Source organism: Microbispora sp. CA-102843 (genome assembly GCF_050936215.1).
Lineage (GTDB): Bacteria > Actinomycetota > Actinomycetes > Streptosporangiales > Streptosporangiaceae > Microbispora.
On record NZ_JBNJNF010000001.1, the window covers coordinates 5,405,360 to 5,420,375 of the forward strand.

Here is a 15,016-nt window from a genome sequence, read left to right on the forward strand (position 1 = left end):
TTTCCCTTGACGGCCCTCCGACGTTAGCGCCCCCGGCATCTCGGCCTGCGGCGGTGGTCGATAACCGCCAGAACCGTCAGGTGCGCCCTGAGACGCCGTGCATGACGGTGTCGATCACCTTCGTGGCCAGCGCGTCGGGATCGGAGTCCGGGAGCGCGGCGCGCGCGGCCTCCCCCAGCAGCGCAAGATAGACCTGCCTGGCCCACACGATGTCGGCGTCGGGGCCCAGCAGCTTGTCGAAGACGGCCTCGCACACCTTCATCACCTCGGCCTGCACAGCCTGGGCCTCTTGGCTGAGCGGCAGCTCGCGGGCCAGGGTGAAGCGCCAGCCGAGCTTGATCTGCACGATGTTGGCGGTGGCCTGGTGCAGCGCCACCAATGCAGGAGCGGTGTGCGGGCGGGCGGCGAGCACCGCCTCCTGGATTTCCCGCCACGCGGCCACCTCCATGGCCTCGATCAACGCCTCGCGGCTGGCGAACCTGCGGTGCACGGTGGCCCTGGCCACGCCCGCCGCCTCGGCGACCTGCTCCATCGTGGCCAGCGGGTTACCGCTCAGCACCTCTTCCGCCGCCGCCATGATCGCTCGCATGCTGCGTTCGGCGTCCGCCCTCAGCGGCCTGTTGTGTCCCACACAGGAGACAGTACCGGCAATAGCTGAGACTATTTGTTGCAGATATATGAGGATCTGCTACCTTTCCTCTCATGACTTCTCAGGGAACCGCCCTCGTCACCGGAGCTTCCTCCGGCATCGGCGCCGAGTTCGCGCGCCGGCTCGCCGCCCGCGGCCACGACGTCGTCCTGGTCGCCAGGTCCGCGCCGGCGCTTGAAGCGCTCGCGGCCGAGGTGCGCCGCGACCATGGCGTGCGGGCCGAGGTGCTCGTCCAGGACCTGTCCGCCCCCGACGCGGCCACGCGGGTCGCCGAGGAGGTCGCCGCCCGCGAACTCACCGTGGATCTGCTCGTCAACAACGCGGGCTTCGGCACGGCCGGCCACTTCGCCCAGATCGCCCCCGAACGCGAGCACCAGGAGCTCATGGTCAACGTCGTCGCGCTGGTGGGACTGACCCACGCGTTCGTGCCCGGGATGCTCGGGCGGGGCGCCGGCGGGGTGATCAACGTGGGATCCACGGCCGGCTTCAACATCACCCCGTATTTCGCCACCTACGGCTCGTCCAAGACCTTCGTGCTCAACTTCAGCCTCGCGCTGTGGAGCGAACTGCGCGGCAGCGGCGTGAAGGTGCTCGCCGTCACGCCCGGGCCGGTCGAGACGGCGTTCTTCGACCGGATCGGCACCAGGAAGGCCGCCATCGGGGCCAAGATGACCACACCTGACCAGGTCGTCACCTCGGCCCTGCGGGCATTCGACCGTGACCGCGGCTACGTGGCACCGGGCCGGGGCACGCTGATGATGGCTCACCTCATGCCGCGCCGGCCGCGCAAGCTCATGGCGCTGATCGGCCGGAAGGTCACCCGGCCGGTGGCCGACGAGCTCACGCCCGGCCTGGCGCGCTGACGCCCCGGCGGACCCGACACGAGACGCTTGGCATACCCACCGTGGCGGGCCGGCGCGCCCGTGGTGCCCGGCCCCAACTGCCGGCAGACCCGCGTCGCGGCCCCTTGCCCGTCGAAACGCACGGCGGGAACAGCCGCTCCGCCGCCGCAGCGCCCCGACCGCGACCGCGCCTCGCCCACGGCGCCTCGCTCCCCCACCCGCTTGCAAGGTCATGCCGGAAGGTCCCCGGTGGGTGTCGGTTCCCTTCCGGAGGTGACTGCGGGTGCGTCGGCCCGGATGGGGTCACCGAGTGGCAGAACTGTGACGAGTCACGCCGCGAGCGGGCGACCGCCTCCGACAGTCGGGGTGGCGCCGGGCGCAGCTCGCGCACCGGCAGAGACGATCACTGAGAGGACGGGTGTGGTGCGCTCCAGATGCCGCGTAGTGGTCGCATGCCTTCCTCGACGTAGTCGGCGATAGGGCGGTTGCCGCCGTCGAGGTACCACTGCTCGAGTGCGGCGAAGTAGCCGAAGGCGAGGGCGTTCGCGATCACGCGAGCCTGCGTTTCACTCACCTCTCCGCTCGCCGCGATCAGCGGTGCGATCCGCTGGCCGGCGCGGTCGAGCGTGGCGCAGACGGCCATGCGCACCGATGGTTCGGCGAAGAAGTAACGGACCCTGCGCCACGGGCTCCTGTCGGCCTGAGGTCCTTCGCCCTCGTTGCGGGAACCGGATGTGCCTTCTGGCGGGGATTCGTAGGCGCGGACGGCTCCGAGCAGGCTCCCAATGGGATCAGCGGGGTCCAGGATGCTCTCGAGCGCCTCCGGGCTCATGTTGTCGAACTCGACGTCGGCGACGACGATCCCTTCCTTCGTACCGAAGATGCGGTACACCGACGACGGCGAGACCTCGGCCGCCGCCGCGATCTCCTCGATCGTGACGGCGCCGAACCCTCTCTCGTCGAACAAGTCGAGGGCGCGTTCCTGGATGGCGCGCATGGCCTTGAGTCGCCAGCGCTCACGAAGCCCGCTCATGCGCTCACCGTATCAGAAAGCCACTTTCTCAAGCCCGCGACTGCCATAGAGACATTGACTGTCCGAACGAGACACCCCTAGAGTCACTTGCTGAAGACAGTGACTGTCTCGTTCGAGTACGGCAAACGGACGACCTTGATCGCAGCCGTGCACGCACGCACGCGGGCCCGATGACGCGCTGACGCCTCCCGCCTGCCACCGGCCCGAACTCACCAGGAAGGACCCATGCCATGACGAGGCTGCAGCAGAGATCGCACAACCGGACCGCGCTGCCGATGATGTACATCGGGGCAGGACTCACCGCGATCGCCGCCCTCTTTCCGTTCGTCGACCGAGCCACCACGACCGTCTTGGCGGACCACATCAAGGCGAGCTATCCGGCCTACGAGCCAGGTGCGATCGACACCGCTGTCACCGCGTATCTGGTCATCCTGTCCACGGTCGGGGTGCTGGGACTCCTCGGCTGGGTTGGCACGATCTGGGCGGCCCGCGCCGGCAAGCGCTGGACTTCCTGGCTGGCGATCGGGCTGCTCTCGATCGCGCTCTGCATCGCGATCGCCGCATTGACCGTCCAGGACACCTCGGGTGATGTCGGTCTGGCGCCGCTGCTGGGCTGGCTGCTGATCCTTCCGTGTGTTCCCGGTCTCGCCACGGTCGCGCTGTGGAGAAGGGCGGGATGACCAAAGGCCCCACGGTGGCGCGGAGCGTCGGCCGTGCTGTGGCACGCGGAGCCGCGGCACTCAAGCGGGCGATGTATCGAGGAGGGCGGCCGAACGCGCTCATGCGGCTCATGAACCGGCTTGATGTCCTGGTGTATGGGGCTCGGTGGCTGTCACCGCGCCATGCCGCAGTCTTGAAGGTGGTGGGGCGCCGCAGCGGGAACATCACGTCGGTTCCGGTCGCGGTCACCCACTACCGCGGCGCCGACTTCCTCGTCTCGATGCTCGGGCCGGACGCGAGCTGGGTGCTCAACGTCCAGGCCGCTGGCGGCAAGGCCACGCTCCGCCGTCAGGGGCGCGAGTGTCAGATCCTGCTCGAGGAGATCCCGTCCGAGCATCGCGCCGAGATCCTGCGCCGCTACCTTGCCGGCGCATCTGGTGCGCGCCCTCACCTGGGACTGGGACCGACGGCGCCGTTGTCGGACTTTCACCGGATCGCGCCTCGGCACCCCGTCTTCCGCATCCACGAGCGCCCCGTTCACGTCCACACGTGAGAGCTTTAGGCCGGACTGGCATCCTCAGTGAAGTGCGGCAGAACCATCTCGGCCAGGTTCCGCCTCCTCCGGCGACGCCATTCCATGGCCGTCGCCGGGGGTACGGCCGCATGCGGACCGTGTCGTCTCGTTCAGGGTCTTTGCAGGGGAACGACCCTGCGGAATTTGCCGCCGGGCGACTGCTCGGGTGGCTCCTCGGCGCGTTCGAGCGTGATGTGGCCGGCCTTGTGCTCGGTCAGCAGCCGGCCGATCTCGTCGCGCACCGTCTGCCACACGCGCTCGGGGTCGGCGCCGTACGCGAGCTTCAGGCGTACGCGCAGTGTGGTGGACGCGGTCTGGACGAGCTGGAACTGCTCGATGCCGGGAAGACGGTCCAGCAGGGTGCCGAAGAGCATCGGGGAGATGCCGACGTGCTCGCCGCGGCTGGGGAAGACGAGCATTTCGGCCGCGCGACCCTGCACCTGGACGGCGGGCAGGGGGCTGCCGCACGGGCAGGGGTCGGGACGCAGCAGGACGTTGTCGCCCAGGTCGTAGCGCAGGATCGGCTGGACCTGGTTGGCGAGGTTGGTCAGCAGGACCGTGTGCGACGGCTGACCTGGCGGGACGGGCCGGTAGCCGGCGTCGACCGGCTCCAGCACGGCCCAGTCGCTGTTGACGTGGAGCCAGTTGTGCGCGCAGCCGTACGCGAGGAAGCCGCACTCGGTGGCGGCGTAGGCGGAGCGGACCTGGGCGTGGAACGCGCGGGCGATCCGGGCGCGGTTGTCCGCCGTCAGTGCCTCACCGCCCGCGATGACCATCCCCGGGTGGATGCGCAGGCGGCCGGCCTCCTGTTCCCCGGCCAGCAGCCCGAGCATCCCGGAGAAGCCGGTGAGTGAGCTGGGGTTGTACCGGTTGAGCTCGGCGGCCAGGTCCGCGAGCGGCTGGTGTATCGAGAACTCTCGCAGCATCCAGCCGAGTCGCGGGTGGTCCCGGCGGAACCGCGCCGCCGAGGCGACGGTGGCGAAGTGGCCGCCGGGTGCGGAGACGATGGCCGTACGGCCGACGCCGCGCAGGAGGCGGAGGACGTCTCCGGCCCCCAGCCCGGCGCGGGCCCGCCGTCCGACGGAGTTGCCCACGGCCACGCTCCGCTCGTCCTGCAGGAAGATGCCCCGCAGGCCGCTGGTGCCGGAGGTGGTGGCCACGAGGTAGCGCCCCTGGAACCGCTCACCCACGAGAGCCGGGTCGGCCACGAACGCCTGGGCCTTCTCGAGCGTCACGTTCCGGTCGGTGACCCACTCGTCGAAGCGGGCCATGAGCGTCTTCTTGTCGGTGACCGGAAGAAGCGCCGGGTCGGCGACCTCTTCCGGCAGCGCCCGGTACAAGTCGCGGAAGTACGGCGAGCGGGCGCGAGCAAAGGCCACGATCTCGGCCAGACGGGCGCGTTGCCGCTGCCTGATCGCCGTAGGACCCTGCCTCAGGACGCGTCGTGCGTCGTGCGCGAGTCGCCCCACGCTTTCCGTCATGGTGGGCTGTTCCTTCCTCATGAGGGGCCCGGCGCGGATCAGCGGACGCCAGTCGCGCCTGATGGATGACTCGTCCGGATGACTCGCCGGAAGCGCGTCACGGATCGCCGGTCTCCGGCCGCACCGAGAGCAGGCCGTGCAGAGCGATGCCGAGGCCATGCCGCGCGGCCTCCCACAGCTCGTCCTGGGATCGGCCGAGCTCGACGCTCGCCAGACTCGCCTGCTGGATGGCGCCGATCAGGGATCCGGTCATCGCCGCCGCGGTGATCGGATCCAACCGGCCCGGGAACGCCTTCATCAGCTCGCCGGCGATCCGCCGCTGAAGATCCATCATCAGGTACAGGCCCTTGGCCTGGAGCGCCGGCGTCGTCAGCACCAGGCGGGTCGCCGCCGACAACTCCTCGGGCTCCTTACGTGGCACGGCGGGCCGGCGGCGGGCGGCGTACTCCTGGACCATCCTCGCCAGCAACTCGCCGGGACCCTCCTGCGGCCGTCGTTCCGCGAGTGTCCCGAGCAGCAGGTCGAAGATGTGCTCGTTGTCGGCGAGCACCACCTCGTCCTTGCTGCGGAAGTAGTTGAAGAACGTTTTGGGATCGACGTCCGCCGCCACGGCGATCTGCGCGACCGTGGTCTGCTCATACCCCTGCTCGTCGAACAGCTTCATGGCTGCGGCGACGATCCGCTGCCTGGTCAGCCGCTTCTTGCGTTCGCGACGCGACTCCTGCACGATCCGAACATACATCACATGGAATCTTCCAGTTACTAGAAATATGGAAGCCGCAGGCCACCTTTGGCCGGAGGGGTGGATTCGCGGGCACGGATGGGCCCCGGCAGTTCCGGAGCCGGCTGCCGACGAGCCCCAGGTCGAGCCGATCCCATTCCCACGCCTTCGTCGACGCCGGGGCCGATGCCGGAGTGGGTCACTTGGTGTTCCGGTGCCCGAGCGCCGACTCGTCAACCATCAGGCGATGGCGTGGGAAGCGGCCGGCTGGGGTCCAGCCGGCCGCGTGGCGGGGAGGCTGTCAGAAGGGATAGCGCGCGGGCTCGCCGCGCATGGTGATCCAGCGGGTCTCGGTGAACGCCTCGATGTTCGCCGCGGCGCCCCCGAACCGGGATCCTGTGCCGGATGCCCGCACGCCGCCGAATGGCGCGTTGGCCTCGTCGTTCACGGTCTGGTCGTTGATGTGCACGATGCCGGTCGGGATGCGTTCCGCGACGGCGAGCCCGTGCATCACGTCGCGTGTCACGATGCCCAGCGAGAGCCCGTACTCGCTCGCCGCGGCCAGTTCGGCGGCCTCCTCGGCCGAGGACACACGGGTGACCGGCGCGACGGGACCGAACACCTCATCGGCGAAGGCGGGCGCGGTGAGGGGGGCGTCGGCCAGCACGGTCGGCCGGTAGAAGAGGTCGTCGTACGTTCCGCCGGACGCCAGTGTCGCGCCCTGCTCCACGCTGGCCGTGACCATGCTGTGGATCTTGTCGCGCTGGCCCGCGTCGATGACCGGTCCCAGCGCGACCTCCCCGGACTTCGGGTCGCCGATCGGGAGTGCCCCGGCCTTCGCCGCGAGCCGTTCCACGAAGTCGTCATACAGCCGGGCGGAGACCAGGTGGCGGCCGGTCGTCATGCAGATCTGGCCCTGGTGGAAGAACGACCCCCAGGCGGCCAGGTTCACCGCGGCGTCCACGTCGGCGTCGTCGAGCACGAGCAGCGCGGAGTTGCCGCCAAGTTCGAGATGGGCGCGCTTGAGGTGCCGGCCCGCCAGCTCGCCGATACGGCGGCCCACGGGGGTCGAGCCGGTGAACGAGATGACCCGGACGTTCGGGTCGGTGACCAGGGCCTCGCCGACGCCGGCTCCGCCGGGCAGCATCTGCAGGACGCCGGGAGGCAGGCCGGCCTCCTCGAAGACGCGCGCCATCAGCGTGCCGCCGGTGACGGCGGTGCGGGGGTCCGGCTTGAGGATGACGGCGTTGCCGAGGGCGAGCGCCGGGGCGACCGAGCGGATGCCGAGAATGATCGGCACGTTGAACGGTGAGATCACCGCGACCACGCCCGCCGGCATCCGCCGCGCCATGGACAACCGCGGCTGCTCCGACGGCAGGACCTCGCCGATCGCCCGGCCCGGCAGGGAGGCCGCCTCGTAACACTCCTCCGCCGCCACGTGCAGCGCGAATCCGGCCATCCCCGGGACCGCGCCGACCTCACGGATGTTCCAGTCTCTGATCTCCTCGGCGTGGCGCTGCCACAGGTCTCCGGCTCTGCGCAGGACGGCCGCGCGCGCGGTGTGCGGCATCGCCGCCCACTCCCGCTGGGCCCTGGTGGCCGTCTCCCCCGCCTCGGTGACATCCTCGGGGGTCGCCAGCCCCATCCGGCCGAGTTTCTCACCGGTGGCCGGTTCGACGACCGCGTAGTCGCCTCCCCGTCCGGCGGTCCACTCGCCGTTCTTGAAGACGTTTCCCTGCCAGTCGACGCTGTCGAGAAGTCCCACAGCGGGTGTCCTTTCCTCGTTGTCCTCAGTGGCTCATGCGCAGGACGGGCTTGAGCACGTCGCCCTGTCGGCTGTCCTGCAGTGCCGTGTCGATGTCGGCCAGGTCGTAGAACCGCACCAGCCGGTCGAATGGGAAGCGTCCCTGGCGGTGCAGTTCGACGAGGGTGCCGATGAGCGTCTCGCTGCGGCCGCTGCCGCCGAGGGCGCCGACGATGCGCTTGCCCCACAGCGTCGACAGGTGGTCGAGGCCGAACTCCGCGCCCGCCGGCGCACCGCCGATGAGGACACAGGTCCCGAGCATCCCCACGCTGTCGGCCGCCTGGCGTACTACGGAGATGACGCCGGTGCACTCCAGGGCGTAGTCGGCCGGCCCACTGCAGATCCGGTGCACCTCCGCCACGGCGTCGGCCTCGGAGACGTCGACGGTGTGGGTGGCGCCGAACTCCTCGGCCAGGGCGAGGCGGGCCGGATGCCGGTCGACCGCGATGATCGTCGTGGCCGGGGAGAGCCGGGCGGCCATCACGGCGGCCAGCCCGACCGCGCCCACCCCGTACACCACGAGGCTCGACCCCGGGCCGGGCTTCAGCGTGTTGAACACCGCCCCCGCTCCTGTCGAGATGCCGCAGGCGAGCGGGCCGAGCAAGTCCAGCGGCGCGTCCCGGGGAACCACGACCAGGGCGTCGGCCCAGGTGAGCGAGTAGGTGGAGAACGACGACTGCCCGAAGAAGTGGCTGTGCACCGGTGAGCCGTCAAGGCGGCGCAGGGCCGTCTGCCCGGCGCGCGGACCGAGCAGCCGGCCGCCTCCACACAGGGCCTCTCCGAGGCGGGCGCAGTAGCGCGGCTCGCCGTCCCGGCAGTTGCGGCAGGCCCCGCACGACGGCCAGCCGATCACCACGTGGTCGCCCGGCCGCACGCGGGTGACGCCCTCGCCCACGGCCACGACCTCCCCGGCTCCCTCGTGGCCGAGCACGCCGGGGAACGGCATCGGCAGGTCCCCGTGCCGAGTGATCTCGTCGGTGTGGCAGATCCCCGCAGCGACGATCTTCACCAGCGCCTCGCCCTGCCCGGGCTCGTCGAGGTGGAGTTCTTCGATGCGAAACGGCCCGTGGAGTTCGTCGACGACAGCGGCGGTCACCTTCATGACGTTCTTTCCTCGGGGCTCATAGGGACGGCGGGAGGAGACAGCGGCGGGGTCAGCCGCTCGACCATGCGGGCCGCGTGCAGGACGACCTCGTCGCGCATGGCGGCGCCGGCGAGTTGCAGGCCGACCGGCAGTCCGCCGGCCAGCGCCACCGGCACCGAGACGGCAGGCAGTCCCGTAGCGTTGAAAGGTGAGGTGAGCCGGGTCAGCACGAACTCGACGGGCCACTCCTGGCTCCCGGCCGTCAGCGTCATCGTGCCGATGGGCGGAGCCACGACGGGCACGGTGGCGCAGGCCAGCACGTCGCAGGAGGCGAGCGCCTGGCTCAGGGCGCCGGTCAACCGGCGTATGGCCGCCTCGTGGGCCTCGACCTGCTCGGCGGTGGGCGGAGCCATCCGCATCAGTTCGGCGATGTCCGGCCCGAACAGCTCGGGGCTCCGCTCGAACGCACGCCGGTGGAAGGCGCCGGCCTCGCGGGCGATCCTGGCGAGCAGGGCCTGCGGCATGAGCGGCTCGCCGGGGATGTCGACGTCATCCACGCGCAGCCCGTGCTCCTCCAGCCGGCTGCGGGTGGCGGCCAGCGCCTCGCGGACCTCCGGAGCGAGCACCGCGTCGAACCAGCCACCCAGCCAGCCCACACGCGGCTTCGCCGGAAGATCGGCCGCCGCCGGTGCCGCGAGCCCGGTCGTCAGCAGCGCGGCGTCGTCGACCGTGCGTGCCAGGACGCCGAGGTGGTCGAGCGACGGGGCCAGCGGCAGCACGCCGTCGAGCGGAATGCGGCCCCGGCTCGGCTTGAAGCCGACGCAGCCGCTGAGCGCGGCCGGAATGCGCACGCTGCCGGCCGTGTCGGAGCCGAGCGCGCCCAGGCAGCTGCCCGCGGCGACGGAAGCCGCCGAGCCGCCGGAGGAGCCGCCGGGGATGCGCCCCCGGCGGTACGGGTTGTGGGTGGGGCCGAAGAACGGGCTGTCGGTGCGCCCGCCCCACGCCAGCTCATGGGTGGTGTGTTTGCCGAGGATCACCACCCCCGCCTCGCGCAGGCTCCGCACCGCGCTCGCGTCCCGCTCCGGGACGTGGCCGGTGAAGAGAGGCGATCCGTAGCCGGTGGGGACTCCCGCCGTGTCGATCAAGTCCTTGATCCCGATGGGGAGGCCGTGCAGCGGACCACGGGCCGGTTGCCCGGCGAGCGCCGCCGCCCGGGCCCGCGCCTGGTCGGCCGTCACCGTCGCGTACGCGTTGAGGTGCGGCTCGGTGGCCTCGATCCTGGCCAGCATGTGTTCGGTCAGCTCGGCGGGCGACAGTTCACCGCGGGCGACGGCGGCCGAGGCGGCGGTCGCCGTAAGGGCGGCCGTCTCAGCCGGAGACGACATCGGTGTCCCGCTTCCGGACGAAGTAGCCGACCGGGAACAGGCTCAGCCCGGTGCGGTCGCGGGCCAGGCCCCACAGGCCGCGCGGCAGCCACAGCGCGGCTGCCATGCCGACGGCGCCCAGGAGCACCAGGTACCACGAGCCATAGTCGGACAGCAGCTGCTGCAGCGCGAAGAAGATCACCGCGCCGAGCAGCGGGCCCTCGATGTAGCCGATGCCGCCGATCACGACGATGAAGATCATGTACGCCGACCACTGCACGTTGAAGATGGCGTCGGGGTTGACGCTGAGCGAGCTGACCGTGATCACCCCGCCCGCCGCGCCGCACCCGGCGGCCGACACGAGGTAGACCACCCGCTTGGCCCGCGGTACGTCGATGCCGGCCGAGCTGGCGGCGGTCTCCTCGTCGCGCACCGCCATCAGCGACAGCCCGAGCCGGCCGCGCAGCAGCAGGTAGCACGCGGCGACGGTGGCCAGCGCCAGCCCGAGCGCCACCCAGTAGGTCAGCGCGCCGCGCATGGTCTGGTCGATGCCGGACAGCCCGGTCAGGCCCTTGCCGCTGCCGCCGCCGAGGCTGTCGATCCGTACGACCAGCAACCGGTAGACTTCGGCGATCACCCAGGTCCCGACGGCGAAGTAGTCGCCGCGCAGCCGGAACGCCAGCCACGACGTCGGCACCGCGAAGAGCACACAGGTGAGCGCGGCGAGCGGCACCGCGAGGTACGGCTGGACGCCCAGGTCGGCCAGGGCGATCACGCTGTAGGCGCCGATGCCGATGTAGGCCTGCTGGCCCACCGACACCAGGCCGCCGAACCCGGCGAGCAGGTTCCACATGCTCGCCAGCGCGACCAGCACGAACAGGTTGACCAGCGTGTCGGTGACGTCGCTGAACACCATGAACGGCAGCGCGGCGAGCACCACGACGGCGACCGCCATGACGGCGGCCGACGCCTTCGACGACCGGGCCGCCCGGCTCACGTCGAGTGCGGCGGCGGCCCGGGAGGTCAGCATCTCGGAGATGGTCATGCGGTCCGTCCCGCGATCAGGCCCTGCGGCCGGAAGGCCAGCACGGCGAGGAAGACGAGGTGGCCGGCGAGCAGGGTCAGCGCCGGGTCGATCTGCGCGCCCAGCGACTGGGTGACGCCGAGGACGATCCCGCCGAGCAGCGTCCCCCACAGGGATCCGAGCCCGCCGATGACGACCGCCTCGAAGGCGAAGATGAGCCGCGAGGGGCCGGTCGCGGGGTCGAACGACGAGCGCATCGCGAACATCAGACCGGCCAGCGCCACGGTCGCGAACGCGATTGCGGTCGCGATGCCGTACACGTGCCGGCTGTCGGCGCCGACGAGGTTCGCGGTCTCGCGGTCGTCGGACGACGCGCGCAGCATCCGGCCGAGGCCGGTGCGGGACAGGAACAGCTGGATGCCGACCAGTACGGCACAGGCCAGCAGGAACGTCGCCAGCGACAGGTGGCCGACGGAGATCGACTCGGTGAGCTCGAAGGAGCCCGTGGCGAACGATCCCCCGTCGAGGGTGCGGGTGTCCGCCGAGAAGACCTCCAGCAGCACGTTCTGCAACACGATCGACAGGCCGAAGGTGACAAGCAGGGTGGCCAGCGGTCCCGAGGACAGGCTGCGCTGGAGCAGCACCCGCTGGGTCAGGTAGCCGAGCACCGCGAACAGCGGCACGGTCACCACCAGCACGACCCACAGCGGCAGCCCGGTCCCGCTGACCAGGGCCAGCGCCAGGAAGGAGGCCACCACCGCGAGGTCGCCGTGCGCGAGGTTGACGATCCGCATGACGCCGAACATCAGCGACAACCCGGTCGCGAACAGCGCGTAGAGGCCGCCGAGCAACAGCCCTTGGATGACGGCGTTGAGCCAGCCCATGTCAGTCGTGTCCCCCTCGCGTGTCCCCGGTGGGGAGCGTGTTGCCGATGCCGAAGTACGCGTGCTCGACCTGCTCGGCGGTCAGGTCCCGCGGCCGCCCTTCGAGCACGGACCGGCCTTCCAGCAGGCAGTGCACGCGGTCGGCCACCCGCATCGCCTGCGAGACGTCCTGCTCGACGATCAGGGCGGTGGTGCCCGCACCGACGATGCCGGGAAGGACCTCGTAGATGCGGCGTACGATCACCGGCGCCAGGCCGAGGGACAGCTCGTCGATGAGCAGCAGGTCGGGGTTGGACAGCAGCGCCCTGCCGATCGCCACCGACTGCTGCTCGCCGCCCGACAGCTGCGAGGCGTTCTGCCTGCGCCGGTCGGCCATCCACGGGAACAGCTCGTAGACCCGGACGACCGTCCACGGGCCGGGGCGCTTCCGGTAGGCGCCGGTCAGCAGGTTCTCCTCGACCGTCAGGGACCGGAACAGCCGCCGTCCCTCCGGCACGAGGGCGATCCCCTCCGACACCCGCCGGTGTGCGGGGAGGCGGGTGATGTCGCGACCGCCGAGGTGGACGGACCCCGACGTCGGGGTGTTCAGCCCGGCCAGGGTACGCAGCAGCGTGGACTTGCCCGCGCCGTTGGCGCCGATGATGGCGAGCACCTCGCCCTTCTCCAGCTCCAGGCTGAGGCCGTCCACGGCGCACAGCTGTCCGTGGTGCACGGTGAGGTCACGGACCGAGAGCAGCGTCACGAGCCCTCCTCGTCGGTCAGGCCGGTCTCCGGGCCGCCGCCCAGGTAGAGCTCGCGCACCCGGGGGTCGGCGAGCACCCGCATCGGCTCGTCGTCCGCGATCACGTCGCCGCCGGCCAGGCAGACCATCCGGCCGACGGTCTTGAGCAGGGCGTGTACGACATGCTCGATCCAGACGATGCCGAGACCCTCGGCGTGCAGCTGCTTCACGACCTCGACGAGCTCGAGCACCTCCGGCTCGGTCAGCCCGCCGGCGACCTCGTCCAGGAGCAGCAGCCGGGGGCCCGTGCCCAGGGCCCGGGCCACCTCCAGGCGCTTGCGCTGGAGCAGCGCGAGCCGTCCGGCGGGGGTGTTGGCCAGGTCGGCCAGGCCCGTACGCTCCAGCACCTCCATGGCGTGCGTCCAGGCCTCCCGGCCCTTGAGCGCGGCGCCCTGATAACCGCACACCAGCACGTTCTCGAACACCGTCAGGTGCTCGAAGGGCCGCGGCACCTGGTAGGTGCGGCCGATGCCGGCGCGGGTGCGGGCGTGCGGCGGTACGGCGGTGACCTCGCGTCCCTCGAACCACACGGCACCGCTGTCGGGGCGCAGGTCGCCGGAGATCATGGCGAACAGGCTGGACTTGCCGGCTCCGTTCGGCCCCACGATCCCGAGCGCCTCGCCCGGCTGTACCGAGAGCGTCATCTCCCTGGCGACGGTCACCTTGCCGAAGCTCTTGGTGACGCCGTCGAGGTGCAGCAGTGTCGACGTCATCGGGCGTCGGTGGGCTTGAGGTCGCCGCCGACGGGGACGTCCTTGTTCGGCGTGTTGTCGACGATGACGACGTCCCAGGGGAAGCGTTCGCCCTTGCGCCACTGACCGCCGACCGGGTGCTGGATGGCGATGCCGGGCTGCGGGCCCGTGGTGAAGTCGAGGTTCCCGCTCATGCAGTTGATCTTCATGCCGCGCAGCTTGGAGGCCACCTCGTCGCGGTCCTTGGGGTCGCTCGCGTCCTTGAACGCCTGGATCGCGATCTCGAACAGTGAGTAGACCGAGCCGAGGGCCTGGGTCCACTGCTTGCCGGTGGCCGCGGCGAAGTCGTCGGCGAGCTGCTTGGCGCTCTTACCGTCGAGGGCGGAGGTGTAGGGGTGGGCGGGGCTCCACCAGAAGTCGGTGGCGATGTTGCTCGCGAGCTGTCCGAGGGCCTCGGCCTCCGAGGGGAACAGCATGACCTTCGCGACGGTGGCCAGCTTCGGCCGGAAGCCCTGCTGCTGGGCCTGCTTCCAGAAGGTCTGGAAGTCCGGGGGGATCGGAGTGCAGGTGAACAGCTCGGCGTCCGACTCCTTGAACTTCGCGATCTGCGCGGTGAAGTCGGTCGCGCCGTCCTGGTAGGCGCCGCCGTCGATGACGGTATAGCCGGACTTCTCCATCATCGGGCCGAGTCCCTGGCGGAACGCGTTGGCGTCGGTGTCGTTGGGCCACAGGGCGGCGACGTTCTTGTTGGAGACGTCCATGCGCTCCCACATGGGGAAGAAGCAGTCGGCGAACTCCTGCATGCCGAAGAAGAACAGCGTCGTGTATTTGAAGCCCTCGCCCGGCTTGCCGCCCCGGCCGTGGAACCACGCCTCCCACGGAGCGATCGTGGTGACGTTCGGAATGCCGTTGGCCTCGCACTGGTCGGCCACGGGGTTGGTGGTGTCGGGCGTGGAGGAACCGACGATGAGGTCGACCTTGTCGCTGTTGATCAACTGCCGGGTGACCTCGGTGGCGCGGTTGGGGTTCGACTGCGTGTCCTTGACGACGATCTCGAGCGTGCGCTTCTTGCCGCCCGAGGTGAACCCGTTCCGCAACGCCTCCTGGATCTGCTTGACCACGAAGTTATCGGCGGTGGCGAAGCCGGCCAGCGGGCCCGTCTGAGGGCTGACGTAGCCGATCTTGAGCACGTCGGACGACGAGGTGCCCGTGCCTTTCAGCCCGCCGCAGGCGCTCAGCAGCGGGGCGCCGCCGATCGCGGCGGCGCCGAGGCCCACCGCGCTGAGGAAGGAACGGCGGTTCATGCCGCCTACGGAAGCGTCGCTCACGCGAGGACTCCTTGCGTCGTACGGGGCCCGCGGGCATGGGGAAGCCCTGCCGGGACACCAGGGGGTGCTCTTGAAGGCTGGGTCGGTGGGGTCGC

At 70.8% G+C, this 15,016-nt stretch carries 15 protein-coding genes; 3 read left to right on the top strand and 12 right to left on the bottom strand.

From position 1 onward, the window contains the following. Window positions 1-76: 76 nt before the first annotated feature. Window positions 77-631, bottom strand: coding sequence for a TetR/AcrR family transcriptional regulator (locus ACQEVJ_RS25100; RefSeq protein WP_433104981.1), 555 nt, complete (start codon window positions 629-631; stop codon window positions 77-79). A gap of 71 nt (window positions 632-702) precedes the next feature. Here ACQEVJ_RS25100 and ACQEVJ_RS25105 point away from each other — a divergent pair, with 71 nt between their 5' ends. Further along, entirely contained in the window at window positions 703-1,512 is an 810-nt protein-coding gene (locus ACQEVJ_RS25105; RefSeq protein WP_433104983.1) for an SDR family NAD(P)-dependent oxidoreductase, read from the top strand. A gap of 382 nt (window positions 1,513-1,894) precedes the next feature. Here the strand turns inward: ACQEVJ_RS25105 and ACQEVJ_RS25110 are convergent, their stop codons facing one another. After that, a complete protein-coding gene (locus ACQEVJ_RS25110; protein ID WP_433104985.1) occupies window positions 1,895-2,524 on the bottom strand; it encodes a TetR/AcrR family transcriptional regulator in 630 nt (209 codons plus the stop codon). Between the two features lie 230 nt (window positions 2,525-2,754). On the opposite strand from ACQEVJ_RS25110, the gene ACQEVJ_RS25115 reads away from it, so the two are divergent. Beyond that, window positions 2,755-3,204 carry a hypothetical protein gene (locus tag ACQEVJ_RS25115; protein WP_433104987.1) on the top strand — a complete coding sequence of 150 codons (450 nt, stop codon included), beginning with the start codon at window positions 2,755-2,757 and terminating at the stop codon, window positions 3,202-3,204. After that, complete coding sequence (locus tag ACQEVJ_RS25120; RefSeq protein WP_433104989.1) at window positions 3,201-3,737, top strand: nitroreductase/quinone reductase family protein; 537 nt, start codon at window positions 3,201-3,203, stop codon at window positions 3,735-3,737. Before ACQEVJ_RS25115 ends, ACQEVJ_RS25120 begins: the two co-directional genes overlap by 4 nt. A gap of 131 nt (window positions 3,738-3,868) precedes the next feature. Here ACQEVJ_RS25120 and ACQEVJ_RS25125 read toward each other — a convergent pair whose 3' ends face one another. The 10 genes from ACQEVJ_RS25125 to ACQEVJ_RS25170 form a co-directional block, all read right to left on the bottom strand. Further along, entirely contained in the window at window positions 3,869-5,239 is a 1,371-nt protein-coding gene (locus ACQEVJ_RS25125) for a hypothetical protein (RefSeq protein WP_433104991.1), read from the bottom strand. Window positions 5,240-5,336: 97 nt separating this feature from the next. Next, entirely contained in the window at window positions 5,337-5,966 is a 630-nt protein-coding gene (locus ACQEVJ_RS25130; RefSeq protein ID WP_433104993.1) for a TetR/AcrR family transcriptional regulator, read from the bottom strand. 295 nt (window positions 5,967-6,261) lie between these two features. After that, complete coding sequence (locus ACQEVJ_RS25135) at window positions 6,262-7,725, bottom strand: benzaldehyde dehydrogenase (protein WP_433104995.1); 1,464 nt, start codon at window positions 7,723-7,725, stop codon at window positions 6,262-6,264. A gap of 25 nt (window positions 7,726-7,750) precedes the next feature. After that, the gene (locus ACQEVJ_RS25140) at window positions 7,751-8,866 is read right to left on the bottom strand and encodes an NAD(P)-dependent alcohol dehydrogenase (RefSeq protein ID WP_433104997.1); all 1,116 of its coding nucleotides are present in this window, start codon (window positions 8,864-8,866) and stop codon (window positions 7,751-7,753) included. Beyond that, entirely contained in the window at window positions 8,863-10,233 is a 1,371-nt protein-coding gene (locus ACQEVJ_RS25145; RefSeq protein WP_433104999.1) for an amidase, read from the bottom strand. The genes ACQEVJ_RS25140 and ACQEVJ_RS25145 overlap by 4 nt, the downstream gene beginning before the upstream one ends. Next, window positions 10,217-11,257 (bottom strand): branched-chain amino acid ABC transporter permease, encoded by a 1,041-nt coding sequence (locus ACQEVJ_RS25150; protein WP_433105001.1) that lies wholly within the window; start codon window positions 11,255-11,257, stop codon window positions 10,217-10,219. The genes ACQEVJ_RS25145 and ACQEVJ_RS25150 overlap by 17 nt, the downstream gene beginning before the upstream one ends. Beyond that, window positions 11,254-12,120 carry a branched-chain amino acid ABC transporter permease gene (locus ACQEVJ_RS25155; protein ID WP_433105003.1) on the bottom strand — a complete coding sequence of 289 codons (867 nt, stop codon included), beginning with the start codon at window positions 12,118-12,120 and terminating at the stop codon, window positions 11,254-11,256. Before ACQEVJ_RS25155 ends, ACQEVJ_RS25150 begins: the two co-directional genes overlap by 4 nt. A gap of 1 nt (window position 12,121) precedes the next feature. After that, window positions 12,122-12,862, bottom strand: a complete 741-nt coding sequence (locus tag ACQEVJ_RS25160) for an ABC transporter ATP-binding protein (protein ID WP_433105005.1) — start codon at window positions 12,860-12,862, stop codon at window positions 12,122-12,124. Next, the gene (locus ACQEVJ_RS25165; protein ID WP_433105007.1) at window positions 12,859-13,614 is read right to left on the bottom strand and encodes an ABC transporter ATP-binding protein; all 756 of its coding nucleotides are present in this window, start codon (window positions 13,612-13,614) and stop codon (window positions 12,859-12,861) included. Before ACQEVJ_RS25165 ends, ACQEVJ_RS25160 begins: the two co-directional genes overlap by 4 nt. Then, window positions 13,611-14,921 (bottom strand): ABC transporter substrate-binding protein, encoded by a 1,311-nt coding sequence (locus ACQEVJ_RS25170; RefSeq protein WP_433105009.1) that lies wholly within the window; start codon window positions 14,919-14,921, stop codon window positions 13,611-13,613. Before ACQEVJ_RS25170 ends, ACQEVJ_RS25165 begins: the two co-directional genes overlap by 4 nt. Window positions 14,922-15,016 lie beyond the last annotated feature (95 nt).

Bases quoted from the DNA above. Each gene is read 5' to 3' on its own strand.
- ACQEVJ_RS25105 (WP_433104983.1), top strand. From the start codon at position 703: ATGACTTCTCAGGGAACCGCCCTCGTCACCGGAGCTTCCTCCGGCATC.
- ACQEVJ_RS25110 (WP_433104985.1), bottom strand. From the start codon at position 2,524: ATGAGCGGGCTTCGTGAGCGCTGGCGACTCAAGGCCATGCGCGCCATC.
- ACQEVJ_RS25115 (WP_433104987.1), top strand. From the start codon at position 2,755: ATGACGAGGCTGCAGCAGAGATCGCACAACCGGACCGCGCTGCCGATG.
- ACQEVJ_RS25120 (WP_433104989.1), top strand. From the start codon at position 3,201: ATGACCAAAGGCCCCACGGTGGCGCGGAGCGTCGGCCGTGCTGTGGCA.
- ACQEVJ_RS25125 (WP_433104991.1), bottom strand. From the start codon at position 5,239: ATGACGGAAAGCGTGGGGCGACTCGCGCACGACGCACGACGCGTCCTG.
- ACQEVJ_RS25140 (WP_433104997.1), bottom strand. From the start codon at position 8,866: ATGAAGGTGACCGCCGCTGTCGTCGACGAACTCCACGGGCCGTTTCGC.
- ACQEVJ_RS25145 (WP_433104999.1), bottom strand. From the start codon at position 10,233: ATGTCGTCTCCGGCTGAGACGGCCGCCCTTACGGCGACCGCCGCCTCG.
- ACQEVJ_RS25150 (WP_433105001.1), bottom strand. From the start codon at position 11,257: ATGACCATCTCCGAGATGCTGACCTCCCGGGCCGCCGCCGCACTCGAC.
- ACQEVJ_RS25155 (WP_433105003.1), bottom strand. From the start codon at position 12,120: ATGGGCTGGCTCAACGCCGTCATCCAAGGGCTGTTGCTCGGCGGCCTC.
- ACQEVJ_RS25165 (WP_433105007.1), bottom strand. From the start codon at position 13,614: ATGACGTCGACACTGCTGCACCTCGACGGCGTCACCAAGAGCTTCGGC.